Below are 25,790 nucleotides of genomic sequence, written 5' to 3' on the forward strand. Positions count from 1 at the left end.
GGCTCGCTAAAGGCGACGCGGGAAGCCGTCTTCGCTTAAAGCGCGAGATCGTACTCGACGATCAGCGGCGCGTACTCGGAGAAGGTGGCGTCATAGTCGATCCAGGCGTCGACCACGTGGCGGCGAAAGTTCGGGCCGACCAGCTGGTAATCGATGCGCCAACCTTCCTGGCGGTCGCGAGGAACATCCTGGTCGAGCTTCGGCCACCAGGTGTATTCGCCGGCGTCGCGGTTGATTTCGCGGAAGGTGTCGATGAAGCCGGTCGGGCCGAGCACCTGGTCCATCCAGGCGCGCTCTTCCGGGCGAAAGCCAGAGGTGAGCTGGTTGTCGGACCAGTTGGCCAGATCGACAGTCTTGTGGGCGATGTGCCAGGTCCCGCAGATGATGTACTCGCGGCGCTTGCGCGACATCTTGGTCAGGTACTCCTGGTACTGCTCCATGAAGGCGTGCTTGGCCTTTTGGTCCGAGCCGTCGGGCATCAAAAACGTGGCGATGCTGAAGCGGTCATAGTCCGCCTGCAAAAAGCGCCCTTCGTGGTCGCACTGGGGAAAGCCCAGCCCGTACATGATCGCCTTGGGAATCTTACGACAATAAAGGCCCACGCCGGAGAAGCCGTCCTCCTCGGCATCGAGAAAATAGCCTTCGAAGCCTTCCGGATAGAGGATATGGTCGCCCAGTTCGAAGCTCTTGGCCTTGAGATTCTGCACGCAGACCACGTCGACATCCTGCTGAGCCAGCCAGTCCAGGAAGCCTCGGTCGACGGCATCGCGTATACCATTGACATTAATGCTGGCAATTTTCATAAATCGTCCCTTTTGCGTCGCTGCGGTATGATACCCGACGTTTCGACGTTTGGGTAAATAGGCAGCCTCAATCAGGCGTGTTACCTGATCAAATCGGTTACTTTCACTCACTTTCGACTCAAGAGACGATCATTGTGACTTCGACTCTCAAAACCTATCAGCGCGACTTCATCGCCTTCGCCATCGAACAGGGCGTACTCAAATTCGGCGAGTTCACGCTCAAGTCCGGGCGTGTCAGCCCCTATTTCTTCAACGCCGGTCTTTTTCAAACCGGACGCGCCTTGGCCAAACTCGGCCGCTTCTACGCCCAGGCGATCATGGACAGCGACCTTCGCGCCGATGTGCTCTTCGGCCCGGCCTACAAGGGCATTCCCCTGGCCGCCGTGACCGCCGCGGCGCTTGCCGACCATCATGGCCGGGACATGCCCTACGCCTTCAATCGCAAGGAGGCGAAGGCCCACGGCGAAGGCGGCAACATCGTCGGCGCAGCGCTTGCCGGCGACATTCTGATCATCGACGATGTGATCACCGCCGGTACCGCCATTCGCGAGGTGATGACGCTGATCGAGGCTCAAAGCGCCCGCGCCGCCGGCGTCATCATCGCGCTGGATCGCCAGGAGCGCGGCCAGGGCGAGAAGAGCGCGCTGCAGGAAGTCACCGCCAACTACGGCATGCCCGTCGTTAGTATCGTCACGCTCGAGCAGGTACTTGAATATCTCGAAGAGCATGCCGGCGGCGAGATGCTCGCCTACGCCGAGGCGGTGCGCGCCTACCGCGACCGCTACGGCGTCACCGCCGCCTAATTGCCGGCGCCCTGGTAGCCCTGCTGGCGCCAGGCCTCGTAACTCACCACCGCGACGGCGTTGGAGAGATTGAGACTGCGGTTGTTGGGCTGCATGGGGATCCGAAGCTTTTGGGCATCGTCGATCGCGGCGTGGACATCCGCTGAGAGCCCGCCGGTTTCCGAGCCGAACAGCAGCACGTCCCCCGGGGCAAAGGCGGCCTCGCTGTGCGCCTTGACGCCTTTCGTGGTGATCGCCCAGATCCGGCGGCCGGCCATCGCCTCGACAAAGGCGGCGAAATTGGCGTGGCGCGTCACGTTGGCCAGGTCCCGATAGTCGAGCCCCGCGCGGCGAAGCTTCTTCTCCTCGAGATCGAAGCCCAACGGCTCGATCAAATGCAGCCGACAGCCGTTATTGGCCACCAGGCGCATGATGTTGCCCGTATTGGGCGCCATGCGCGGCTCGAACAGCGCTACTTCAAACATGCCTCTTCCTTTGCGTGCTGCGCCGGCCGGTAGATCAACGGCCGGGGCAGGCTCAACGCGGAAAGCAAAGGCGTGGCGCCTTTAGCGGTCGCGTATTATACAAGCTCTTATAGAACTTTGGTCTAATGCTATAAAAGATTTTTTAGACGCTACCGGCCACTTTTATTCACCGGTTTCGCCTTCGTCTTGCCGGCCTGTATGATACGGCCAAAGCGTCCCGCTTTCCTCTCAGGTAGTGATCATGTCCTCTATTCTCAGCCGCATCAAAGGCCTCAACCCGCGACAGCAAGAGGCGGTTCGATATATCGACGGCCCCTGCCTGGTACTGGCTGGCGCAGGCTCGGGCAAGACCAGCGTGATCACCACCAAGATCGCCTATCTCGTTCAGGAGTGCGGCATGAGCGCGCGGCGAATCGCCGCGGTCACCTTCACCAACAAGGCCGCCCGAGAGATGAAAGAGCGGGTCGGCCAGATGCTCAAGGGCAAGGAAGGCCACGGGCTGACCGTCTCGACCTTCCACACCCTGGGGCTCAACATCATTCGCGGCGAGCTGAAAACCCTGGGCTACAAGCCGGGCTTTTCGCTGTTTGACCCGGAAGACGCCAAGGCGCTCTTGCGCGATCTGATGAACAAGGACGCTCAGGTCGACGCCGAGCAGATCAACGCGGTGCAGGCCAAAATCTCCACCTGGAAAAACGATCTGGTGCTGCCAAGCCAGGCGCTATCCCACGCCGAAGACGAGGACGAGCAGTTCGCCGCGCGGGTGTATGAAGCCTACATGCGCCATTTGAAAGCCTACAACGCGGTGGATTTCGACGACCTGATTCTGCTGCCGGTAGTGCTTTTGCAAAACGACGCAGAGGCGCTGGCGCGCTGGCGGCGCAAGATCCACTACATGCTGGTGGACGAGTATCAGGACACCAACGTCTCGCAGTATCTTTTAGTGAAGCTTTTGATGGCCGAGCGCGCCACCTTCACCGTGGTCGGCGACGACGATCAGTCGATCTACGCCTGGCGCGGCGCGCGCCCGGAGAACCTGGTGACGCTGGGCGAGGATTTTCCCCGCTTGAACGTCATCAAGCTTGAGCAGAACTATCGCTCCACCGGTACCATCCTGCGCGCGGCGAACACGCTGATTGCCAATAACCCCCACGTCTACGACAAGACGCTCTGGTCGGAGATGGGCGACGGCGCGCCGATCCGCGTGGTAGTCAACCGCCACGAGGAGGCCGAGGCGGAGCGGGTGGCGAGCGAAATGCTCACCCGGCGCATCAAGGAGAAAGCGGAGTGGCGCGACTTCGCGGTACTCTACCGGGGCAATTTTCAGGCCAGGCTTTTGGAGCTCAAGCTCCAGCACTACCAGATTCCCTACAAGCTCTCCGGCGGCACCTCGTTTTTCTCGCGCAACGAGATCAAGGACGCCATGGCCTACCTGCGCCTTCTGATCAATCCGGCGGACGACAACGCCTTCTTGCGCATCGTCAACGTGCCGCGCCGCGAGATCGGCCCCGGCACGCTCGAAAAGCTCGCCAACTACGCCAACGACCAGGCCTCCGGCCGCGCCATTTCGCTGTTCAACGCCTGCCGCGAATTGGGCCTGGAGCAGGTGCTGCCGACCCGGGCGGTGGAGCGTCTGGGGCGCTTTACCCACTTCATCGAAGGGGTCAGAAAGCGCATGGACCAGGGTGACGCCATCGCCGCCATTCGCGACATGCTGCGCGACATGGATTACGAGGCCTGGCTCTACCAGAACGCCAGCGCCCCGACCATCGCCGAACGGCGCATGGCCAACGTGTGGATCTTGATCGACCAGCTCGAGAAGTCGCTCAATCGCGACCCGGAAGAGGACGACGACTCGACGGCAACAGAAACCGACGGCGTCGAAGCGGCCATCTCGCGGCTGGTGCTGCGCGATATTCTCGAGCAGCAGGCCGAGGAGGACGACTCCGACCGCGTGCAGCTACTCACCATGCACGCCTCGAAAGGTTTGGAGTTTCCCCACGTCTACCTGATGGGGCTCGAAGAGGATCTGCTACCCCACCGTAACGCCATCGAGGTCGGCACCGTCGAGGAGGAGCGCCGCCTGGCCTACGTGGGTATCACCCGTGCCCGGCGTACGCTGACCATGACGCTGGCCCGCCAGCGCAAGGCGTACGGCGAGCTGATGGACTGCCAGCCGAGCCGCTTTCTCGACGAGCTGCCCGCCGACGACCTCGAATGGGAGGGGCGCGCCGACAAGGAAGACCCGGACAAGAAACAGGCACGCGGCAAGGATGCGATCGCCGGGCTGCGCTCGCTGCTGGGCTAGATACGCGCACGATAAAATCGGGTGAATATCGAGTTATCCACAGCCGGACCGAGCCGAGCGGCTGTGGATGGCTTGAATGGGCGCGTTAGCGGACGCGCTCGATCATGTAGTCCACCATCGCCTTGAGCTCGTCGTCGCTGGCGGTGCTCGCGCCCCGGGGTGGCATCACGCCCTTGCCCAGGATCACACTTTGATAGAGCGTCTCACGCCCCTGCGCCAGCCGCTCCCGCCAGGCGCTTGCGTCACCCAGTTTCGGCGAGCGGGCGATACCGGTGGCGTGGCAGGTGGCGCAGCGCGCGCGAACGTAAAGCGCCTCGCCGTCGAGACGGCGGTGATCGACGCTTGAGCCTTCGCTTTCGGTGTCAGACTCGGCATCGTCAGCAACCGGTAGCGGCGTCTCGCCCTCGACACTCTCATCAAACGCCTCGCTCTTTTCAGCCGGCGTCGCCATGACCGGCTCGATCAGATAGTGCGTGGCCGCACGTATCTCGTCGTCGGTCAGGTTGGGATTGCCGCCGCGGGGCGGCATGGCGCCGATGCCGTCGATGGCGTGCTGCACCAGCGTCTCGACGTCCTGCTCCAGGCGCGCCGTCCAGTGATCGCTTTCGCCGCGGATCGGCGCGCCGGCCACGCCGGTTTGGTGACACGCCATGCAGAGCCGGTCATAGACCGCCTCGCCCTCTCCGGTCTCACCGGCCACGGCGACGCTTGATAAAACGCCGAACACTACTGCCGCTACGCGCCTGACGCTCACCGTGGACTCCTTGTATGACACATCGCCCCGACCGGCCGAAAGCCACGTCGGGGCGTGAAGAAAAAGGGGGAAACGATCGCGAGCGCTAGTGCGTCGCGACCGATGGCTGGCTCGAACGTCAAGCCCACGCCGACACCGTCAGAAGATGAGCTTGAACACGCCCGTTAGCGTCAACAAACCGACGAGGAAGATAAATACGATAATACCGAGAATGATTTTCACCAGCGTTCCTCCATGAATTGAACAGTCGTCCTTGTGCGAACGCCCTCAGTATAGAGTAAAAAGGCGTTTTTCAACGACCGTTTGCCGCGATTACGAAGGCTGACGCCACGCATAAAGCCATTGCTCGCTTTCACGCTCGAACCCGGCATCGAGGTAAAGCCTGACGGCCGGGGCGTTCTGCGCATCGACGGTTAGACAAAGCTCACGGGCGCCAGCCTGAAACGCCAGCCGCATCGCCCGCTCTAAAAGCGCCCGGCCAAGCCCTCGACCGCGTAAGCCCGGCAATAACCCCATCAGCTGAAGCTCCCAGCGCGCGGGGCCTTGCGGTGCCAGCAGCAGCACACCCGCCGTTTCGCCATCGTGAAGAATGCGATACCAGTGCCTGGGGGCATCGGGAGCCCCGGCGTAAAATCCCGACAGTAGCGTTCGTATCGGCAGCGCCTCGAGCAGCGCCGGACAGTCGAGCGAGCCGTCGCTGACGCCTTGTAACAGCGAGAGCTGCGCTTCGCGCTCGAGCGCGTCGAACGGGGCTGTCTCAAGCGTCTGCGTGGCAGGCGGCGTTGAAAGCGTGACGTTCAAGTGCCAAAGCGTAGCCAAGCGCTCCATGGCGCTTCGTACAAGCACCGGCTCCCAGTGCCTGTCACCTGCCGCAAGCGCCACGTGGCAAAGTGCGACTCCCTGCTCGTCGACCGACTGACGGGCATCTCTCAAAAGCGCGCCCACACACGCGTGCTGAACACCGGGTAGCCAGAGCCGGGCGATGGCCCCCTCCATGGGCTCGATCCATAGCGCCGTCTCGATGTGAGCGCCTCGTTTGACGACGCGAAGCCCCTGCCAATCGCTTTTCGGTGCACGCTTCATCCGCTGTAACGCGCGCTGCAGGTCGGCCTGACAGGACGGGTCTGTCACCGCACCGAGCTTCAAGAGCGCTTCGCGGCGCTGCTTGAAAGGGCACGCGCCCACGCAATAGTGGTCGAACGCTTCGTGACATGGCATGTTAGCTTCTCCGACGTAACGCGACGGATTCGTCCGGTCCCGCTGTGAATGAAAGGAGTCCTGCACTGCTATGCGTATACTGCTGGTCGAAGACGATCCCAGTCTAGCGTCGGGAATTCGCCTGGCCTTGAAGCCCGAACACTACACCGTGGATCATCTTGGCGATGGCGCCGCGGCGTTGAACGTCCTGAAAAACGAAATTTTCGATGCGGTTATTCTGGACCTGGGCCTGCCGCGCCTGGATGGCATGGCGGTGCTGGAAGGCGCACGCCGTCTCAACGTACAGGTGCCCGTGCTGATCCTCACCGCCCGCGACGGTGTCGACAGCCGCATTGCCGGGCTCGACGCCGGTGCCGACGACTACCTGACCAAACCCTTCGAGGTCGAGGAGCTCAAGGCGCGCCTGCGGGCGCTGTTACGCCGAAGCCAGGGTCAGGTAAGCTCCAGGCTTTGCTGCCGCGGTATCGAGCTCGATCCGGAGTCGCTCAGCGTCACCTACCAGGGCCAGGAGATCGCGCTGTCGCGCCGCGAGTTTACCCTGCTGCAGGAGTTCATGAGCCATCCGGGGCGCGTGTTCACCCGTGACGCGCTCGCTCAGCTGCTTTACGGCTGGGAGGAGGATGTCGAGAGTAACGCCATCGAGGTGCACGTTCATCATCTTCGCCGCAAGCTCTTCAGCGACGCGGTGCGCACCGTGCGCGGCATCGGCTACGTGATGGACAAGGCCACCGCAGAGCCTGCGCCGTGACATCGCTTCGCCAGCGCACTCTCGGCCTGACCCTGCTGGTGTTTGGTCTTAGCGTGCTGGTCATCGGCTATATCAGCTATCGCTACGCCGCCCAGGAGATCGAGGAGCTTTACGACGCGAGCCTTTCGCAAAACGCGCGGCTGCTCGAAGGATTTTTGCGCGCGCCGCTGCCCGAGGCCGACCGCGACGTGCTGCTGGAGAGCCTCGCCCGGGCGCTCTCCGAGGCAGAAGGCGCATCGGAGCGCGCCGACAGTCCTCTCTACGAAAGCCACCGCTACGAAAGCCCGCTGGTGTTCCAGCTCTGGGAAGGTGATTCGCTGCTGCTGCGTTCGACGGCGGCCCCAACCGCGGCGCTCAACCGGCAGCCGCCGGGCTACTCCTCGCTCGAGGTAGAGAACCAGGCATGGCGCGTCTACACGCTGAGCGTGCCGGAGACCGACCGCCGGGTGGTCGTGGGCGAGCGTGAGGACGTGCGCGACGAGCTGATCGCCCGGGTGGCACTTCGCACCCTGATGCCGGATCTGTTGGGTCTGCCGCTTTTGACGGCGCTTTTGTGGTGGTCGATCGGCTGGGGGCTGTCGCCGCTGTCGCGCATGGCCGAACAGATCCGAAACCGCGACCCTAATAATCTGAAACCGCTCTCGCGGGAGCCACTGCCGCTCGAGCTTGCCACCATCGCCGGCGCGCTCGACCGGCTGCTCGAACGAGTGGGCCGGCTGAGAGCGCGCGAAAAGCGCTTCATCGCCGATGCTACCCACGAGCTTCGAACGCCGCTGGCCGTGCTCGACCTTCACGCCCAGAACGCGCTGGCCGCCGATAACGCCGAGGATCGCGGGACCTCGTTGACGCTCCTGCGCGATGGCGTAGCGCGCGCCACCCGGCTGGTTGGCCAGCTTTTGACGCTTGCACGGCTCGACCCGGACGTGGATGCGCCGCCGGCGGCCAGGCGTATCGACGTCGCTTTTGAAACTCGCGAAACGCTGGCGAAGCTCTCGCCGCTGGCCGCCAAAAGCGGCCATCAGCTGTTAATGAATGCCGACCCGCACGCAAGCTGGCGCATGGATGAGGAGCCCGGCGCCATCGAAACGCTGATCCAGAACCTGGTCGGCAACGCGCTGCAGCACGCCCCACCCCAGACCACCGTGACCGTCACCCTAAAGGCCGATGCAAAAACCGTCACCGTTCTCGTCGACGACCAGGGCCCGGGCATTATCGAGAGCGAGCGCCTGCGCGCCCTGGAGCGTTTTCAGCGCGCGGGGCCAGGTGCCGGGGCGGGTCTGGGGCTTTCGATCGTCGGGCGGCTGGTCACGCGCCACTCGGGTGAACTGAGTCTCGAGGACGCCCCCGACGGCGGGCTTCGCGTGCGCGCAGTGCTTGCACGTCACGCGGCGGCTACACCGTCATAGCGTTGGGTTATCACCTTCATTTAACAAAGTTTGGACACTCTTAAGCTTGTGATAAGAATCATGTGTAACTCTTGAAGTACGAAACGGGCTCCCAGGCTCGCTCACTCTTACTCTGGAGGTATCGCCATGAATCTGATGGTTCGCAAACCCAAGCCGCTTGTCCAATTCGGCCAGACCCCGTTCCTGACCACTCCGGCTGCGAAAAAGCTGACCCCGGACAGCCCGGCGTTCGAGCTTTTGACCGATTTCAAACAGGTCGCCCCGCAGTCGGTCGCCTCGGATATGCCGATCAACGAGGCGAATCTGAAAATGCGCCACAGCGGTGTTCGCCTGCTGTTCGTAATCGACCCGGAAGGCCACTGCATCGGCGTGCTGACCTCCAAGGAAGTGATCGGCACTCGCCGCGTGAACCTGGCCATGCAGCAGCGCCAGATCGATCGCGAGGAAGTCACCGCCGAGATGATCATGACGCCCTGGGAGAAGCTCAGCGCCATGCCGCTGGAGCATCTGGAATCCCTGAGCATTCAGGATCTGATTCTCTCCATGGAGAGCTTTACCGAGCAGCACCTGTTGATCACCGAGCACAACGACGAGCACGCGCTGAGCGTTCGCGGCCTGATCTCGGTGACCGATATTCAAAATGCCATCGGTAAGGGCGCGAACAGCAAGGTATCGAGCTCCGCCATCCCGATGGCCAGCAGCTTCGCCGATATTTGCCAGGTTATCACCGGCCACGATTTGTAAGCCCCGCCTGTTTTGCCGAACGAATTTGCCGAATAAAAAAACCGCCCTCCTTCGAGGGCGGTTTTCGTTTGGCTCACGCCATACGTCAAACGCTTGCGAGCCTAGAACAGCGAGGCGTTGATCAGCAGGTGCGCGCCGATACTCGCGGCGTAGCCGAGCAAAATGGCCGGCACCCAGCGTAGATGCACCGCAAAGGTGTAGATGCCGCGGGCCTGACCCATCAGCGCCACGCCCGCCGCCGAGCCCATGGAGAGCAGGCTTCCGCCTACGCCAGCGGTCAGGGTGATCAGCAGCCAGTTGCCCTCGGACATGTCCGGCGCCATGGAGAGCACGGCGAACATGACGGGAATGTTATCCACCACCGCCGAGATCAGCCCCAGCACCACGTTGGCCCAGACCGGATTCCAGCCGCCGTAGAGCGTCTCGGAGAGAAGCGCGAGATAGCCCATGAACCCGAGCCCGCCCACGCACAGCACTACCCCGTAGAAGAACAGCAGCGTGTCCCACTCGGAGCGGGCGATCCGGCTGAAGATATCGAAGGGCACCACGCTTCCAAGCTGCTCGAGCTTTTTCCAGTCGCCGCGGCGCGAGTAGCGCTCACGCTTGCGCTCGAGCGAGCGCGGCAGACTCCGGCGCAGGTAGTAGCCGAAGAACTGCAAAAGCCCGAGACCGAACATCATGCCCATCGCCGGCGGCAGGTAGAGTATCGAGTGGCACAGCACCGAGATCGCCACGGTCAGCAGGAAAAGCACGATGATGCGTCGTGCGCCGCGCTTGAGCCAGACGTTTTCGGTGAGCGCGGCGGGCTGACGATTCTGGATGAAGAAGTTCATGATGGTGGCGGGGACCATGAAATTGATGATCGCCGGCACCAGCAGCACGAAAAAGCCCATGAACGGTACCTGACCACCCTGCCACACCATCAGCGTGGTGATATCGCCAAACGGGCTGAAGGCGCCGCCGGCGTTGGAGGCAACCACCACGTTGACACAGCAAAGGCCGATGAACTTGTTATCGCCTTCGGCGACCTTGAGCACCACGGCGCACATCAGCATCGCCGTGGTCATGTTGTTGGCGATCGACGAGATGAAAAAGGCGAGCACGCCGGTGATCCAGAAAAGGCTACGGTAGCTAAAGCCCTTGCGCACGAGCCAGGCGCGCAGCGCATCGAACACCCGGCGCTCCTCCATGGCGTTGATGTAGGTCATCGCCACCAGCAAAAACAGCAAAAGCTCGGTGTACTCCAGAAGCGTTTCGCGAAACGCCTCCTCCGAGACCTCGGGCATGCCCGCCTGCACGTAGACCCAAGCCACGATCGCCCAGATCAGCCCCGCCGCAACCAGCACGGGCTTGGACTTGCGCATGTGGATGATTTCTTCGGACATCACCAGCGCATAGGCGAGGATAAACAGCGCAACGGCGGTGATACCGGCAGCAGATGTGGTGAGATCGATGGGGCCGGGGGCGGCGAAGGCGAGCGAGGGAAAAGCGAGAAGCACAAACGAGATCAACAGCCAGGCACCCCGGCGGTTGGAGCACCGGGCTGCGAGGGCGTTTGATGGAGTCATGGCGGCGAGATCCTGGGCGTTTAGGTGGAGAGACACCGCCGAATGATAAGCACACTAACGACGTGTTGCAACGCAGCGGTTGCGCATACGATGCGACAATTGACCGCGTCTTGCAAAGCCCAATTTGTGAATCTTTGCAACGTTATTCGACGGTGACGCTCTTGGCCAGGTTACGCGGCTGGTCGACGTCGGTGCCCTTGAGTACCGCCACGTGATAACTCAGAAGCTGCAGCGGAAGCGTATAGAGAAGCGGCGCCAGCGCTTCGTGCACGTGGGGTAATGTCAGTACCTCGATGCCTTCCTCGGGCTTGATGCCCACGTTCTCGTCGGCGAAGACAAAAAGCTGCCCGCCGCGAGCGCGAACTTCCTGCAGGTTCGACTTGAGCTTTTCGAGCAGGTCATCGTTGGGCGCCACCGAAACTACCGGCATTTCGCTGTCGACCAGCGCAAGAGGGCCGTGCTTGAGCTCACCGGCCGGGTACGCCTCGGCGTGAATGTAGGAGATCTCCTTGAGCTTGAGCGCGCCTTCCAGCGCTACCGGGTAGTGGGCGCCACGCCCTAAAAAGAGCGCGTGGTGCTTCTCGGCAAAGGCCTGGGAGAGCGTCTCGATCTGGCTATCCAGCGCCAGCACTTTTTGGCAAAGCTCGGGCAGCGTGCGCAGTACTTCGACGATGTCGCGGTAATCGCCCCGCTCTTTTACCTTCGCCACCGACAGCGTCAGCAGCATCAGCGCCACCAGCTGGGTGGTGAATGCCTTGGTCGAGGCCACGCCGATCTCCGGGCCAGCGCGGGTCATCAGCGCCACATCGGATTCGCGTACCAGCGAGCTTCCCGGCACGTTGCAGATCGCAAGCGTTCCCACATAGCCCAGGGTTTTGGCAAAGCGCAGCGCCGCCATGGTGTCCGCGGTTTCGCCGGACTGGGAGAGCGTGACGAACAGCGTGTCGTCTGGTACCACCGGGCAGCGGTAGCGATACTCCGAGGCGACCTCCACCTGAACCGGCACGCCGGCGTAGCGCTCGAGCCAGTAGCGCGCGACCATACCTGCATGGTAGCTCGTGCCACAGGCGACGATATGGATCTGGCGCGTGGCCTTGAACAGCGACACCGCCTCGGGGCCGAAGCTTTCGACCAGCACGCTGTCGGCGCTCAAGCGCCCTTCCAGCGCCGCGCTGATCAGCCCGGGCTGCTCGAAGATCTCCTTGAGCATGTAGTGGCGGTATTCACCCTTGCTCGCCGCACCGTCACCGTGCTCGAAGGTCTGAACCGGGCGGTCGACGGATGTTCCGTCGCGGTCGATCACCTGAACCTTGCCGTGCTCGCGCAGCACCACCAGATCGCCCTCTTCGAGATAGATGAAGCGGTCGGTCACCGGCAAAAGCGCCATCGGATCCGAGGCGAGAAACGCCTCGTCGATGCCCACGCCGACCACCAGGGGGCTTCCCTGACGGGCGCCGATCACCACGTTCGGCTCCGCGGCGCTCACTACCCCCAGCGCGTAGGCGCCGCCGAGCTGGTCGACGATCTGCCGGGTCGCCTCATAAAGACTCGCGCCCCCCTTGATACGCTCGTCGAGCAGATGAGCGATCACTTCGGTATCGGTTTGCGACTCAAACGTATAGCCGTCGCCTTCGAGGCGGCGTTTGATCGATTCGAAGTTTTCGATGATGCCGTTATGCACCACGGCGACCCGGTCGCTGCTGTGGTGCGGGTGGGCGTTGGCCTCGACGGGCGTGCCGTGGGTGGCCCAGCGGGTGTGGGCAATGCCGAAGGTGCCGGGCAGCGGTGCATCCTCGAGTTTTTGTGCCAGTGCGGCCACCTTGCCGACCGCACGGTGGCGCTTTAGCTGGCCACCGCTTGGCACCGTCATTCCGGCAGAGTCATAGCCCCGGTACTCCAGGCGCCGAAGACCCTCCAGCAGAATTTCCTGTACGTTGCGCTGTGCAACCGCTGCGACGATGCCACACATGGCTCACTCCTTGGCGTTTTGGGCAGTAATAGGGTTAAGACGTTTTTTTGGCCGGGCGTGACCAGGGCGTTTTCTGGGTTTGCTGACTGCGCGCCAACGCCAACGCATGGTCGTCGACATCCCGCGTCACCGTCGAGCCCGCGCCGACCGTCGCCCCCGCGCCGATCAGCACAGGGGCGACCAGGGCGCTGTTGGAGCCGATGAACGCACCGTTCTCGATGACGGTTTGATGCTTGTTCGCACCGTCGTAATTGCAGGTAATCACGCCGGCGCCCACGTTCACATCGCGGCCCAAACGCGCATCGCCTACATAACTCAAATGGTTGATCTTACTGCCTTCGCCCACCTCGGCATTCTTGGTCTCGACGAAGTTGCCAATTTTGGCCCCCCGCGCCAGCCGCGTTCCCGGGCGCAGTCGGGCAAAGGGGCCAATCTGATTGTGGCCAGTGGTTACGGTATCTTCTATTACGCTGTGGCTGTCAATCGTACTATCGGGGCCCAGCGTGCTGTTTTTAATCACACTGTAGGGCCCGACGCGTACGCCTTTTTCCAGGCGTACTTCGCCTTCGAACACGCACCCGACGTCGATGAAGACGTCCTCGCCACAGGTGAGCGAGCCGCGCACGTCCAGCCGTGTCGGGTCCGCCAGCGCCACGCCCTGCTCCATCAACGCCTCGGCCAGCATAAGCTGGTGGGCGCGCTCAAGCCTGGCCATCTGAGCGCGATTGTTGATGCCTTCGACCTCGAGAGCGCTTTGCGGCTGGGCGGTGCAGACTCGGGTGCCTTCATTACTTGCAAGCTCGATCACGTCGGTCAGGTAGTACTCGCCCTGGGCGTTTTGATCCGAGAGCTTTGGCAGCCAGCGCGAGAGCTGCTCGCTGGTCATCGCCATGATGCCGGTGTTGCATTCGGTGATGGCGAGCTCGTCACGGCTGGCATCCTTTTGCTCGACGATGGCGACCGCCTCGCCCTGCTCGTTGCGCTTGATGCGCCCGTAGCCGGTGGGGTCGGGAAGCGTGACCGTCAAGAGCCCCATGTGGCGATCGTCGACCTGGTCGAGCAGCGCGCGCAGGGTGTCGGTTTGAATCAAGGGCACGTCGCCGTAGAGCACCAGTACCTTGCCGCTTCCCCACTGCGATTGGGCCTGGGCGACGGCGTGGCCGGTGCCTTTCTGCTCGGTCTGGACGGCGAAATTAACGTTCTGGCCTTCGAGCGCTTCGCGCAGCTGGTCTGCGCCGTGGCCGATCACCACATGGGTACGCGTGGGCGAAAGCGCAAAAGCGCTATCCAGCACGTGCTGAACCAAAGGTTTACCGGCCAGTTGATGGAGCACCTTGGGCGTTTGCGAGCGCATTCTCGAGCCCTTGCCAGCGGCGAGAATGACGATATCGAGTTCTTGCACGTTATTCACCTGTTGCGTCGGGTGTCGTCTCGGCGTTCCATACATCGACGCCGAGCGTTTGAATGAGGTCTTCACCGAAGTAGTCGACGAAGGCGGGACTCGCCACGCTCTGCCACTGCCCTTCGTCGCCGCTTACGAGCATCAGCACGCTCAGGTCGTTGTCGACGGCCATCTGCATACCGACCTCCTCGCCCACCACCAAAAGCGCGGTGGCCCAGGCGTCCGCCCAGGCATTCGAGGGATGAAACACCGACACCGAGGCAAGGCTGTGGGTAACCGGGCGCCCGGTGCGCGGGTCCAGGGTGTGGGCGTAGCGCTGCCCGTCCACTTCGAAGTAGTTGCGGTAGTCACCGGAGGTAGCCACCGACAGCGTCTCCAGCGGAATGATGTGCTGCGCTTGGGGGCGCCCGTCTCGGGGCACCTCGATGCCGATGCGCCAGGGCTCCTGCTCGGCGGCAACCCGGTGGCCGCGGGCGATCAGATCACCGCCCAGATTGACCAGGTAGTTGTCGATGCCTTGCTTGTCGAGATACGCCGCGACCCGATCCGTGGCGTGGCCTTTGGCTACCCCGGAGAGGTCGACGAAAACGTCGCGCACGCGCCGCGCCTGCATTTTCTGCGTATCCACTTCGACGGCATCGAAGCCGATGCGCGCCAGGCGCTCTTCGAGTTCCTGATCGGAAGGGATTTCCTGAGGCCGCGCCTCGGGGCCAAAACTCCAAAGATTGACCAGCTCACCGACGGTGATATCGAAGGCGCCGTTGCTCGCCTCGGCCACCGACTGGCTGATCGCCATCACTTCGATCAGCTCGTTGGAGAGCGGCTGCCACTCGTCGAGCGGGGCATCGTTGAAGGCGATCAGCTCCGAGTCGTCGCGGTAGGTGGACATCGCCTGATCGACATCCTCGAGCTCGGCGAGAATGCCCTCCTCGAGCGACTGCGCCTCACCCTGGGTGAGCGGATCGGCAATGGTGACCTGATAGAACGTACCAAAGATGCCGCCCTCCAGGCGTACGGGCGAGTCGAGCGGGCGGTCGCTTTCCGAGCAGCCCGCCAACAGGCCAAGCGCCAGCAGCAGCGCGAGAGGAAGATAGCGCGCGGGTCGGTTCGCGCTCGGCGAGGTCATTTTCATGCAGGATCTCTTCGAAAACGCTGGGCGGCTAAACGTAAAAGAACCACAACAGCCAAAGGCCAAATAATACGCGATAAACCACGAAGGGTTGCATACTCAACTTTCTAATCACCGCTAAAAAGTAGTGAATACAGAGATAGGCGCTGACGCCGGAGAGCAGGGTCGCCCAGAGCATGGCGGTGACGTCGACCGACACCGGCGTGCTGACGAGTTTGAAGGTTTCGAGCCCGCCGGCCAGTACGATTACGGGAATGGAGAGCAGAAACGAGAAGCGCGAAGCCCCCTCCCGGCCCATTCCCACCATCAGCGCGGCGGTCATCGTGATGCCCGAGCGCGAGGTGCCGGGAATGAGCGCAAGCACCTGGGCGGCGCCAATGATGAGAGCATCCTTCAGGCGCATGTCGTACTCCGTGCGCTCACCGCGCTTTTTCATGTCGGCGTAGCCCAGCAGCAGCCCGAACACGATGAGGCTGACCGCGATGACGGATGTCGAGCGCATGTTCGCCTCGACGACGTCCTGAAGCAGAAAACCGACCGCGCACACCGGAAGGGTTGCCACCACCACCCAAAGCGCCAGCGTTGCGTCGCGATTGATGCCTTTGCCGCCCAAAGTGGCGAACGTACTGGTCACCATCTGCCAAAGCTCGTGGCGAAAATAGAGGATGACCGCGCTGAGACTGCCCAGATGCAGCGCCACGTCGAACGCCAGGCCCTGGTCGTCCCAGTCGGTTAGTACGGGAACCAGAATGAGATGCGCCGAGCTCGAAACGGGAAGAAACTCGGTCAACCCCTGTACGACTGCCAGCACCACTACTTGAAGCCAATCCATGAATAATCCTGTTCGTATGACGTTATTCGGGTGCTGTCTGAAAAGCCGGCGAGCGGCCACGCTTTTCAGACAAGACCTCTTCGATGTGGCCCTGACCGGGTTGCAAGAATACACATCCTCTCGATATTTGTCCGCTTTGTAACATCAAGTGAACAAACGTTCAGGGGTATGGATGAAGCCTTGATGCGCTACAATAGAGCCCTATCGATCGTGCAAGCCCCGGCAGGGAACCCATGTCTGAGACCGTAGAATCGCCAGTGGTTCAACACTATGCGCTCGACCATCAAAAAGCCAAGCGGGTGACCTACGTGGGCGCTTGGCTCGACGCGCTTTTAAGCATCGTGAAAGTGGCGGTTGGCTATCTGGTCGGCTCGGCGGCGCTGATTGCCGACGGCATTCACTCGCTCTCCGATCTGGTCACCGATGGCTTCGTACTCACGGCCATCCATTACGGCCGCCAGGGGCCGGACGACGACCACCACTATGGTCATGGGCGTATCGAAACGCTGACCACGCTGCTGCTGGGCAGTATCCTGATTTTCGTGGCCGGGGCGATCGCCTGGTCGAGCGTCGATCGACTGTTGAACGGCGAAGGCGTCAACGCGCCGGGCGTGGTGGCGATTGCGATCACCGTGGCGGCGCTTTTGAGCAAGGAGTGGATCTTTCGCTACACCATGCGCGTGGCGAAGGAGGTGAAGTCGAAGCTTCTGGAAGCCAATGCCTGGCACTCGCGAAGCGACGCGCTCTCCACCGCCGTGGTGCTGGTAGCGCTTCTCGGCGCGCAGTTCGGCGCCGGCTGGCTGGACGCCGTGGCCGCCGTGGTGGTCGGGCTGTTGGTCGGCAAGGTGGGTTGGGATCTTCTGTGGCAGTCCGCTCGCGAGCTCGTCGATACCGCACTGCCCGAGGAGGTGCAGCGCCAGATGTACGATGTGGCCTGCAGCGTGCCAGGCGTTGACAGCGTGCACGACCTGCGCACGCGCCAGTCTGCGGGCTGGGTAATGGTCGATCTGCATATCGTGGTGGGGCCGACGATCACCGTGTCAGAAGCCCACGAGATCGGCAACGAAGTGAGCCGCCGGCTGCGCCACGAATTTCCGCTGCTCACCGACGTGATTTTCCATATCGACCCGGAAGACGACGCCGGCGAAGGCGACCCAAGCAAGCTGCCGGGCCTGCCGCTGCGCCCGGAGGTCGAAGCCGCGCTCGACGAGCGTTGGTACGCGCACCCGGTGTGGCGCACCCTGAATGATCTACAGCTTCACTACCTGGACAACAAGGTGTCGGTGTCGCTGATCATCAGCGACCCGGTGCACCAGCCGCCCCAGTGCCTGGCCAGCCAGCTCAAGGCCATGGCCGGCGATATCGAATGGCTGGGCCACGTCGAGATTCTCTTCATCACCCGGGCGGCGAGCAGCGCGCTGCGCTAGTCGCATTTGACTGGTTGACACCGTCTGCTGGTTCCAACGGTCTAGTTCACGCTGACCAGTACGGCAGTGGCGATGCTGAAGTAGATCAATACGCCCGTGGCGTCGATCAGCGTGGTCACCAGTGGCGCCGAGGCCGTGGCCGGGTCGACCTTGAAGCGCTCGAGTACGAAGGGCAGGCACATGCCAATCAGGCTGCCAAACAGCACGATCACTACCATGCTCAGCGCAACGATTCCCGCCACCGCCTGGCCGCCGCGCATGATGCCAATCGGCGCCACCGCAATCGCCATGGTCACCCCCAAAGAGCCTGCGACCAGAAGCTCCCGGCCGAGCATCTTGCTCCAATCCTTTACCCCGACATCCCCGGTCGCCATACCGCGCACCATCAGCGTCGCCGCCTGGGCGCCGGCGTTGCCGCCGCTGCCGATCAGAAGTGGTAAAAAGAATACCAGCGCTACCTGAGCGGCGATCACGTCCTCGAAGTAGGCGATGCCTGCTCCAGAGAAAAGATTGGCGAACACCAGCAGCACCAGCCAGGTCACACGCTTGCGGTAAAGGCTTGTGAGCGATACGCGGCTCACGCCGTCCTCGAGCTGGCCGATCGACATCCCCTTGTGGATATCCTCGGTCGCCTCGGACTCCGCCACGTCCATCGCATCGTCGTGGGTGACGATGCCGACCATGCGCCGATCACTATCGATCACCGGCAGCGCCAGCAGATCGTAGCGGGCGACCACGCGGGCGACATCCTCCTGGGCGCGATCCACGGCGGTGCTGATCACATCCTTGATCATGATATCGTCGATCACCGCGCCCGGACGCGCCACCATCAACTGGCGCAGCGACATGGTGCCGATCAGCTCGCCGTCGCTATCCAGCACGTAGAGCTGGTAGACCGTCTCCGCGTCCGGCGCGGTCTGGCGAACGCGCATCAGCGCCTGCGACACCGTCATGCCGCTGGCGATCGCGACATAGTCCGAGGTCATGATGGCGCCGGCGGTACCCTGCTCGTAGCTTGCCAGGCGCTTTAGATCCTCGCGCTCCTGGTGGGCCATGCGCCGCAACAGCGCCTCGCGGCGATCTTCACCCAGCAGGTTGAAAAGATCCGCCCGTTCGTCAGAGCCCATCTCTTCGAGAAGTTTCAGTACCTGGGTGTCAGAGAGCTCGCCGACGACCTCGAGCTGGCTTTCCCCGGGCAGGTAGCCCAGTACGTTGGCAGCGCGCTCCGGTGAGAGAATATCGAGGATGGCGATCGCTGCCGGCAGCCGCTCGTCATCCTCGATAAGCTCCTCGAGCACTTCGCCGATATCCGCCGAGCGAATTTCCGCCAGCCGCCCGGCGAGCAGGTCCCGGCGCACGGGGTTGGCGTCGAGCGCGTTCAAGAGCGCCGCTTTCAATGCCTGCAGGGTTTCATCGTTTAGCGACATCGCAATTTCCTCTACTAAACCCAGTGGGCAGGATGAAGGGTGACCGTGCGTTTTTTGACGCGGCGCGTATGCGCCTATAGTAGCAGAGAAAAAAAACGCTCCCTGAACCCGATGGGCTCAAGGAGCGTGTTCGTCGCGCGAGAGGCGTAGATCTTCCTAGCCCTTGCCCGCCTTCTTGCGCAGCTGCTGGATCGTACGCAGCTGGGCCACGGCTTCGGCAAGCTCTGCCGATGCGCGCGTGTAGTCGAGCTCAGCGGACTTGTCGTTGAAGGCTTTCAGCGCTTCTTCCCGCGCCTGTTCGGCAGCGGCTTCGTCAAGGTCGCTCGCTCGCGAGGCGGCATCGGCCAGGATGGTCACGTGGTCCGGCTGGACCTCCATGAAGCCCCCGGAGACAAAGAAATGATCTTCCTTGCCACCGTCGTGAAACACGCGAACCGGCCCGGGCTGTAGCTCAGTCAAAAGCGGAGCGTGCCCCGGCAGAATACCGAGATCGCCCACGACGCCGGCCGCCACCACCATTTCGATGGCTCCCGAGAAGATCGAGTCTTCGGCGCTGACGATATTGCAAGTGAAGCTATTCGCCATAGCGAATCCCCCTATTGAACGGGATTACTTCTTCATCTGGTTGGCTTTTTCGACCGCTTCGTCGATAGAGCCGACCATGTAGAAGGCCTGTTCGGGCAGATCGTCATAATCACCGTCGAGAATGCCCTGGAAGCCCTTGATCGTGTCTTTCAGCGACACGTATTTGCCCGGCGAACCAGTAAACACCTCGGCCACGAAGAACGGCTGCGACAGGAAACGCTGGATCTTACGCGCCCGGGCCACGGCCAGCTTGTCTTCGTCCGACAGCTCGTCCATACCCAGAATGGCGATGATATCCTTGAGTTCCTTGTAGCGCTGCAGAACACCCTGAACACCGCGGGCGATGTTGTAGTGCTCTTCACCTACCACCAGCGGGTCGAGCTGACGCGAGGTGGAGTCCAGCGGATCGATCGCCGGGTAGATACCCAGTTCGGCGATGGAGCGCGCCAGTACCACGGTGGCGTCCAGGTGCGAGAAGGTGGTTGCCGGCGACGGGTCGGTCAAGTCATCCGCGGGAACGTAAACCGCCTGCACGGAGGTGATCGAACCGTTCTTGGTCGAGGTGATACGCTCCTGCAGAACGCCCATCTCCTCGGCCAGCGTCGGCTGGTAACCTACCGCGGACGGCATACGGCCCAAGAGCGCCGATACTTCGGTACCCGCCAGGGTGTAGCGGTAGATGTTGTCGACGAACAGCAGAACGTCGCGGCCTTCGTCACGGAATTTTTCCGCGATGGTCAGGCCGGTCAGCGCCACGCGCAGACGGTTACCCGGCGGCTCGTTCATCTGACCGTATACCAGCGATACCTTGTCGATAACGTTGGACTCGGTCATCTCGTGATAGAAGTCGTTACCCTCACGCGTACGCTCACCGACACCGGCGAATACGGAGTAGCCGCTGTGCTCGGTGGCGATGTTGCGGATAAGCTCCATCATGTTGACGGTTTTACCCACACCCGCGCCGCCGAACAGGCCTACCTTACCGCCCTTGGCGAACGGGCACACCAGGTCGATGACCTTGATGCCGGTTTCCAAAAGCTCGTTGGAAGCAGCCTGGTCGGCGTAGCTCGGCGCCTTGCGGTGAATCGGCATGCGCTCGGTTTCACCGATGGGGCCGGCTTCGTCGATCGGCTCGCCGAGCACGTTCATGATCCGGCCCAGCGTCTCTTTACCGACCGGCACGGAGATTGCGGCCCCTGTGTTGGTCACGTCCAGATTACGCTTCAGGCCCTCGGTGGAGCCCATGGCGATGGTGCGCACCACGCCGTCGCCCAGCTGCTGCTGGACTTCGAGGATGGTCTCTTTATCAGAGACTTTCAGCGCGTCGTAGACCTTGGGCACAGAGTCCCGCGGAAACTCTACGTCAATCACCGCGCCGATGATTTGTACGATACGTCCGCTCATCTTGGTTCCTCTTTAAAACCTGCAAATGAAACCTGTCTGCCTGAAGCCGTTGGCGGCTCCAAAGGCGTTATACGGCTGAAGCGCCGCCGACAATCTCGGAAATTTCCTGGGTAATGGCGGCCTGGCGGGCCTTGTTGTAGACCATCTCCAGATCGTCGATCAGATTACCCGCGTTGTCGGTCGCGCTCTTCATGGCGATCATCCGGGCGGCCTGTTCGCACGCACCGTTTTCGACCACCGCCTGATACACCTGGGATTCGATAAAGCGAATCAGCAGGCTGTCCAGCAACGCCTTGGCATCCGGTTCATACAGGTAGTCCCAGCTTCCGGGACGGGCGTTTTCTTCGTTGTCATGTCCGGCGTTCTCACCCATGTCGGATGAGAGCGGCAGGAGCTGACGAACCACCGGCTTTTGCGTCATGGTGTTGACGAATTCGTTGTACACCACGTATAGACGATCCAGTCGGCCTTCGTCGTACGCTTCGAGCATGACCTTGACACTACCGATCAGACCCTCGACGGTCGGCTTTTCGCCCAATCCGCTTTTCGCCGCAACCAGGTTGCCGCCGTACTTGCGGAAAAAGGCGCCAGCCTTCGAGCCCAGGGCGCAGAAGTCCAGCTCGGCGCCTTCCTCTCTCCAGGCGGCGGCGTCTTTCAGCACGGCCTTGAAGAGGTTGACGTTCAAACCGCCGCACAGACCGCGGTCGGTGGACACCACGATGTAACCAACGCGCTTCACCTCGCGCTCGACCATGTAGTCGTGCTTGTACTCGGGGTTGGCGTCAGCGATGTGGCCGACCACGTTACGAATCTGTCGTGCGTAGGGCTGGCCAGCCTTCATCAGATCTTGTGCTTTACGCATCTTCGACGCAGCGACCATTTCCATGGCGCTGGTGATTTTCTGCGTATTTTTGATGCTCCCGATCTGGGTGCGTATCTCTTTTGCAGCTGCCATAGCGATCTACCCTTCGTTCGTGGCTCTCAGAAAGTAGGCAAGCCCGCCGCGAGGCGGGCCAATCATTACCAGCTCTGAGTCGCCTTGAACTGTTCGAGACCCGACTTCAAGCCGTTTTTGATCTCGTCGTTGTAGTCGCCGGTCTGGTTGATCTTGTCCATCAGATCAGCGTGCTCGGACTTCATGTAGTCGTGCAGGGCACGCTCGAAATCCAGCACCTTGTCGACGCTGACATCATCCAGATGACCTTCGTTGGCGGCGTACAGGGTAAGCGCCATTTCAGCCACGGACATCGGCGAGTATTGATTTTGCTTCATCAGCTCGGTGACGCGCTGACCGTGCTCGAGCTGCTTGCGCGTGGCTTCGTCCAGATCCGAGGCGAACTGCGAGAACGCCGCCAGCTCACGGTACTGGGCGAGTGCCAGACGCACGCTACCACCAAGCTTCTTGATGATCTTGGTCTGGGCCGAGCCACCAACACGCGATACCGAGAGACCGGCGTTGATCGCCGGGCGGATGCCCGAGTTGAACAGGTTGGTCTCCAAAAAGATCTGACCGTCGGTGATCGAGATCACGTTGGTCGGAACGAACGCGGAGACGTCGCCGCCCTGGGTTTCGATGATCGGCAGTGCGGTCAAGGAACCGGTCTTGCCGGTTACTTCGCCGTTCGTGAATTTCTCCACGTAGTCGGCGTTGACGCGCGCGGCGCGCTCCAGAAGACGCGAGTGGAGGTAGAACACGTCACCCGGGTAAGCTTCACGGCCCGGCGGACGACGCAGCAAAAGCGATACCTGACGATACGCCACGGCCTGCTTGGAAAGATCGTCATAGACGATCAGCGCGTCTTCGCCGCGATCGCGGAAGTACTCGCCCATGGTGCAGCCGGAGTAGGCGGCGAGGAACTGCATCGGCGCCGGGTCGGCAGCGCCGGCCGCGACCACGATGGTGTGCTCCATCGCGCCGTGCTCTTCGAGCTTGCGTACCACGTTGGCGATGGTCGACTGCTTCTGACCGATCGCGACGTAGACACAGGTGACGCCCTTGCCTTTCTGGTTGATGATCGCGTCGATCGCGATCGCCGACTTACCGATCTGACGGTCGCCGATGATCAGCTCACGCTGACCGCGACCGATCGGCACCATGGAGTCGATCGACTTCAGACCCGTCTGGATCGGCTCGTCGACGGACTGACGTGTGATGACGCCCGGCGCGACTTTCTCGACCGCGTCGGTCATCTTGGCGTCGATGTCGCCCTTGCCGTCGATGGGGTTACCGAGCGCGTCGACCACGCGGCCAACGAGTTCAGGGCCTACCGGCACTTCGAGGATGCGACCGGTACACTTGGCGGTCATGCCCTCTTCGAGGAGCAGGTAATCGCCCAGTACGACGGCACCCACGGAGTCGCGCTCCAGGTTGAGTACCATGCCGAACACGGAGTTCGGAAATTCGATCATTTCACCAAACATCGCGTCTTCGAGGCCGTGAATTTTCACGATACCGTCGGAAACGGTGACGATGGTGCCCTGATTACGGGCTTCGGATGCGACGTCAAGCTTCTCGATACGCTGCTTGATGATGTCGCTGATCTCGGAAGGATTCAGTTGCTGCATGCCATGTCCCTCGGACTCAAGCGGTGAGCGCGTCAGAAAGGCGGTTCAATCGACCGCGTACCGAACCGTCGATGACGGTGTCGCCGGCACGCAGGATGACACCGCCGATGAGCGACTTGTCTACCTGAGTAGTAATGGAGATTTCGCGATTCAGACGCTTTTTAAGCGCGTTTGCCAACTTGGTTTTCTGCGGCGCCGTCAGCTTGTAAGCCGACGTGACCAGCACCTCGACACGCTCCTCGTGTTCGGCGCGCAGGCGCTCGAACTGATCGGCGATGAAGGGCAGAGCCATGAGGCGCCCCTGAGCGGCCAGCGTCGTCAAGAAACGATCCAGGCCGTCGGGCTTTTCCGACAACAGGTCGCACAGAAGCTCGACCTTTTGCTCGCTGGACACCTTCGGGCTGCCAAGCACGCGGCGAAGCGTGTCATCGGCGACTGCAACGCTTAGGAAGTTCAGCGTCTGGGACCAGCTATCAAACGCTTGTTGGTCACGCGCGTATTCAAACGCCGCCTTGGCGTAAGGACGAGCGACGGTCAGTAATTCCGCCATGGGTCACCTCCTTACAGTTCGGCGGCAAGCTCATCAAGCAACTTGCGATGTGCGTTCTCGTCGACCGACTCTTGCAAAATACGCTCAGCGCCGATGATCGCGAGGTGAGACACCTGAGCAAGAAGCTCGCTTTTCGCGCGATTGACCTCTTGCTCGATTTCAGAGCGGGCGCTTGCAATGATGCGCTCGCCTTCAACTCGCGCCTGCTCCCGCGCCTCTTCGATCATCTGGGCAGAGCGCTTGTTGGCCTGCTCGATGATAGCGGATGCCTGCTCCTTGCTCTCCTTGAGCGTCTGCTCGGAGCGCTCCTGGGCAAGTTCGAGATCGCGCGTTGCACGGCTGGCTGCGTCCAAACCATCAGCAATTTTCTTCTGGCGCTCGTGAAGCGCGTTGCTGATCGGAGGCCACACGTACTTTATGCAAAACCAGACAAAGATCGCGAAGGCGATCGTCTGCCCGATAAGCGTCATGTTGATATTCACAGGACTGTACCTCTGACAAGTTCGTGGCGACCGGGGTAAAACAAAACCGAGCGAAAAAGCGCCCGGTCAGGTTTGATTAACCGGCAACAACGAAGATCAGGTACATCGCGATACCAACACCGATCATCGGTACCGCATCCAGCAGACCCGCCATCAGGAAGGTTTTGGTTTGCAGCTGGTCGCCAAGCTCCGGCTGGCGAGCAGTGGACTCGATCAGCTTACCGCCGAGGATCGCAAAGCCGATACCGGTGCCGAGTGCACCCAGACCGATCATGATGGAAGCAGCAATGTAGATCATTTCCATGGTAATGCTCCTGGTTTTTCAAGTTTAAGGTTGAGGTTGAGGGTTGAAGTTAAGGGTGGATCTTGAGATCAGTGGTGTTCGTGAGCAGCGCTCAGGTAGACCACGGACAAAACGGTAAAGATGAACGCCTGCAGGGTGACGATCAGGATGTGGAAGATGGCCCACGGCACGTCGAGCACCCAGATGGCCCAGAAGGGCAGCATGGCGATCAGGATAAAGATCACTTCACCGGCAAACATGTTGCCGAACAGACGCATCGCGAGGCTAAACGGCTTGACCAGCAGCGACACGATTTCGAGCACCAGGTTGAAGGGAATCAACAGCCAGTGGTTGAACGGGGTCAGCGAAAGCTCGCGGGCAAAACCGCCCACGCCCTTCACCTTGAAGCTGTAGTAGAGAATCAAACCGAACACGCCCAGCGCCAGGCCGAGCGTGGCGTTCACGTCGGTGGTGGGTACGATCTTCATATAATCGACGCCGAGCTTGGCAAACAGCACCGGGAAGAAGTCGACGGGGATGATCTTCAGCGTGTTCATGAACAGAATCCACACGAACAGCGTCAGTGCCAACGGGGGAATCAACGGGTTATGTCCCTTGAAGGCGCCCTGAATCATGTTTTCGACGAACTCGAACACCATCTCGACGGCGTTTTGCAGGCCGCCCGGCACGCCGGTGGTCGCCATCTTGCCCGCCTTACGGAAGAGCCAGATGAACAGAAGACCCATCGCGATCGACCAGCCCATGGTGTCCAGGTGGATCGCCCAAAAGCCCATTTCACTCGCCTCTTCGGCGCTATGCGCCAGCGACCAGCCGTTGACCGGATGATGACCAAAGGTCAGATTCTGCAAGTGGTGCTGGATATAGTAAGTCGTCGAGACTTCGTTACCTGCGGCCATGG

24 protein-coding genes are annotated in these 25,790 nt (G+C 61.6%); 6 read left to right on the top strand and 18 right to left on the bottom strand.

All coding sequences use genetic code 11. The annotated features are described in order from the left end of the window. Positions 1 to 35 precede the first annotated feature (35 nt). Positions 36 to 803 carry an exodeoxyribonuclease III gene (locus OCT39_RS17130; protein WP_263585640.1) on the bottom strand — a complete coding sequence of 256 codons (768 nt, stop codon included), beginning with the start codon at positions 801 to 803 and terminating at the stop codon, positions 36 to 38. Between the two features lie 134 nt (positions 804 to 937). Here OCT39_RS17130 and pyrE point away from each other — a divergent pair, with 134 nt between their 5' ends. Beyond that, positions 938 to 1,606, top strand: a complete 669-nt coding sequence (pyrE, locus tag OCT39_RS17135) for an orotate phosphoribosyltransferase (RefSeq protein ID WP_263585641.1) — start codon at positions 938 to 940, stop codon at positions 1,604 to 1,606. Here the strand turns inward: pyrE and OCT39_RS17140 are convergent. After that, the gene (locus OCT39_RS17140) at positions 1,603 to 2,070 is read right to left on the bottom strand and encodes a tRNA (cytidine(34)-2'-O)-methyltransferase (protein ID WP_263585642.1); all 468 of its coding nucleotides are present in this window, start codon (positions 2,068 to 2,070) and stop codon (positions 1,603 to 1,605) included. The two genes, pyrE and OCT39_RS17140, sit on opposite strands and share 4 nt — an antisense overlap. Before the next feature lie 241 nt (positions 2,071 to 2,311). Between OCT39_RS17140 and rep the strand changes: the two genes are divergently transcribed. Continuing rightward, positions 2,312 to 4,378 (top strand): DNA helicase Rep, encoded by a 2,067-nt coding sequence (gene rep, locus OCT39_RS17145; protein ID WP_263585643.1) that lies wholly within the window; start codon positions 2,312 to 2,314, stop codon positions 4,376 to 4,378. A gap of 85 nt (positions 4,379 to 4,463) precedes the next feature. Here rep and OCT39_RS17150 read toward each other — a convergent pair whose 3' ends face one another. Beyond that, positions 4,464 to 5,132 (bottom strand): c-type cytochrome, encoded by a 669-nt coding sequence (locus OCT39_RS17150; RefSeq protein WP_263585644.1) that lies wholly within the window; start codon positions 5,130 to 5,132, stop codon positions 4,464 to 4,466. A gap of 312 nt (positions 5,133 to 5,444) precedes the next feature. Next, positions 5,445 to 6,350, bottom strand: a complete 906-nt coding sequence (locus OCT39_RS17155) for a GNAT family N-acetyltransferase (RefSeq protein ID WP_263585645.1) — start codon at positions 6,348 to 6,350, stop codon at positions 5,445 to 5,447. Positions 6,351 to 6,420: 70 nt separating this feature from the next. Between OCT39_RS17155 and OCT39_RS17160 the strand changes: the two genes are divergently transcribed. The 3 genes from OCT39_RS17160 to OCT39_RS17170 all read left to right on the top strand — a co-directional run bounded on the left by OCT39_RS17160 (position 6,421) and on the right by OCT39_RS17170 (position 9,248). Continuing rightward, positions 6,421 to 7,098 (top strand): response regulator transcription factor, encoded by a 678-nt coding sequence (locus OCT39_RS17160; RefSeq protein WP_263585646.1) that lies wholly within the window; start codon positions 6,421 to 6,423, stop codon positions 7,096 to 7,098. After that, entirely contained in the window at positions 7,095 to 8,504 is a 1,410-nt protein-coding gene (locus OCT39_RS17165) for an ATP-binding protein (RefSeq protein WP_263585647.1), read from the top strand. Before OCT39_RS17160 ends, OCT39_RS17165 begins: the two co-directional genes overlap by 4 nt. A gap of 126 nt (positions 8,505 to 8,630) precedes the next feature. After that, a complete protein-coding gene (locus OCT39_RS17170) occupies positions 8,631 to 9,248 on the top strand; it encodes a CBS domain-containing protein (RefSeq protein ID WP_263585648.1) in 618 nt (205 codons plus the stop codon). 101 nt (positions 9,249 to 9,349) lie between these two features. Here OCT39_RS17170 and nhaD read toward each other — a convergent pair whose 3' ends face one another. The 5 genes from nhaD to OCT39_RS17195 form a co-directional block, all read right to left on the bottom strand. Then, positions 9,350 to 10,816 (bottom strand): sodium:proton antiporter NhaD, encoded by a 1,467-nt coding sequence (nhaD, locus tag OCT39_RS17175; RefSeq protein WP_263585649.1) that lies wholly within the window; start codon positions 10,814 to 10,816, stop codon positions 9,350 to 9,352. A gap of 142 nt (positions 10,817 to 10,958) precedes the next feature. Continuing rightward, the gene (gene glmS, locus OCT39_RS17180) at positions 10,959 to 12,785 is read right to left on the bottom strand and encodes a glutamine--fructose-6-phosphate transaminase (isomerizing) (protein ID WP_263585650.1); all 1,827 of its coding nucleotides are present in this window, start codon (positions 12,783 to 12,785) and stop codon (positions 10,959 to 10,961) included. A gap of 34 nt (positions 12,786 to 12,819) precedes the next feature. After that, positions 12,820 to 14,187: a bifunctional UDP-N-acetylglucosamine diphosphorylase/glucosamine-1-phosphate N-acetyltransferase GlmU gene (gene glmU, locus OCT39_RS17185; protein WP_263585651.1), complete on the bottom strand. Its 1,368-nt coding sequence runs from the start codon at positions 14,185 to 14,187 to the stop codon at positions 12,820 to 12,822. Between the two features lies 1 nt (position 14,188). Continuing rightward, positions 14,189 to 15,319 carry an FAD:protein FMN transferase gene (locus OCT39_RS17190; RefSeq protein ID WP_263585652.1) on the bottom strand — a complete coding sequence of 377 codons (1,131 nt, stop codon included), beginning with the start codon at positions 15,317 to 15,319 and terminating at the stop codon, positions 14,189 to 14,191. A gap of 28 nt (positions 15,320 to 15,347) precedes the next feature. Further along, entirely contained in the window at positions 15,348 to 16,148 is an 801-nt protein-coding gene (locus OCT39_RS17195; protein ID WP_263585653.1) for an undecaprenyl-diphosphate phosphatase, read from the bottom strand. A gap of 233 nt (positions 16,149 to 16,381) precedes the next feature. Here OCT39_RS17195 and OCT39_RS17200 point away from each other — a divergent pair, with 233 nt between their 5' ends. Then, positions 16,382 to 17,575: a cation diffusion facilitator family transporter gene (locus OCT39_RS17200; protein WP_263585654.1), complete on the top strand. Its 1,194-nt coding sequence runs from the start codon at positions 16,382 to 16,384 to the stop codon at positions 17,573 to 17,575. Positions 17,576 to 17,616: 41 nt separating this feature from the next. Here OCT39_RS17200 and mgtE read toward each other — a convergent pair whose 3' ends face one another. The 9 genes from mgtE to atpB all read right to left on the bottom strand — a co-directional run bounded on the left by mgtE (position 17,617) and on the right by atpB (position 25,788). Continuing rightward, positions 17,617 to 19,002, bottom strand: coding sequence for a magnesium transporter (gene mgtE / locus OCT39_RS17205; RefSeq protein ID WP_263585655.1), 1,386 nt, complete (start codon positions 19,000 to 19,002; stop codon positions 17,617 to 17,619). 156 nt (positions 19,003 to 19,158) lie between these two features. Next, on the bottom strand, positions 19,159 to 19,587 hold the full coding sequence (locus OCT39_RS17210) for a F0F1 ATP synthase subunit epsilon (protein ID WP_263585656.1): 429 nt from the start codon (positions 19,585 to 19,587) through the stop codon (positions 19,159 to 19,161). Between the two features lie 24 nt (positions 19,588 to 19,611). Next, a complete protein-coding gene (atpD, locus tag OCT39_RS17215; RefSeq protein ID WP_263585657.1) occupies positions 19,612 to 20,991 on the bottom strand; it encodes a F0F1 ATP synthase subunit beta in 1,380 nt (459 codons plus the stop codon). A gap of 67 nt (positions 20,992 to 21,058) precedes the next feature. Beyond that, a complete protein-coding gene (gene atpG, locus OCT39_RS17220; RefSeq protein ID WP_263585658.1) occupies positions 21,059 to 21,946 on the bottom strand; it encodes a F0F1 ATP synthase subunit gamma in 888 nt (295 codons plus the stop codon). 65 nt (positions 21,947 to 22,011) lie between these two features. Further along, positions 22,012 to 23,556 (bottom strand): F0F1 ATP synthase subunit alpha, encoded by a 1,545-nt coding sequence (gene atpA / locus OCT39_RS17225; RefSeq protein WP_263585659.1) that lies wholly within the window; start codon positions 23,554 to 23,556, stop codon positions 22,012 to 22,014. A gap of 16 nt (positions 23,557 to 23,572) precedes the next feature. Beyond that, positions 23,573 to 24,106 carry a F0F1 ATP synthase subunit delta gene (locus tag OCT39_RS17230; protein ID WP_263585660.1) on the bottom strand — a complete coding sequence of 178 codons (534 nt, stop codon included), beginning with the start codon at positions 24,104 to 24,106 and terminating at the stop codon, positions 23,573 to 23,575. Between the two features lie 11 nt (positions 24,107 to 24,117). Further along, entirely contained in the window at positions 24,118 to 24,588 is a 471-nt protein-coding gene (locus OCT39_RS17235; RefSeq protein ID WP_263585661.1) for a F0F1 ATP synthase subunit B, read from the bottom strand. A 76-nt stretch (positions 24,589 to 24,664) separates the two neighbouring features. Beyond that, positions 24,665 to 24,892: a F0F1 ATP synthase subunit C gene (gene atpE / locus OCT39_RS17240; RefSeq protein ID WP_252107852.1), complete on the bottom strand. Its 228-nt coding sequence runs from the start codon at positions 24,890 to 24,892 to the stop codon at positions 24,665 to 24,667. Between the two features lie 68 nt (positions 24,893 to 24,960). Then, positions 24,961 to 25,788 (bottom strand): F0F1 ATP synthase subunit A, encoded by an 828-nt coding sequence (gene atpB, locus OCT39_RS17245; RefSeq protein WP_263585662.1) that lies wholly within the window; start codon positions 25,786 to 25,788, stop codon positions 24,961 to 24,963. Between the last annotated feature and the right edge of the window lie 2 nt (positions 25,789 to 25,790).

The organism is Halomonas sp. GD1P12 (assembly GCF_025725645.1).
Taxonomy (GTDB): domain Bacteria; phylum Pseudomonadota; class Gammaproteobacteria; order Pseudomonadales; family Halomonadaceae; genus Vreelandella.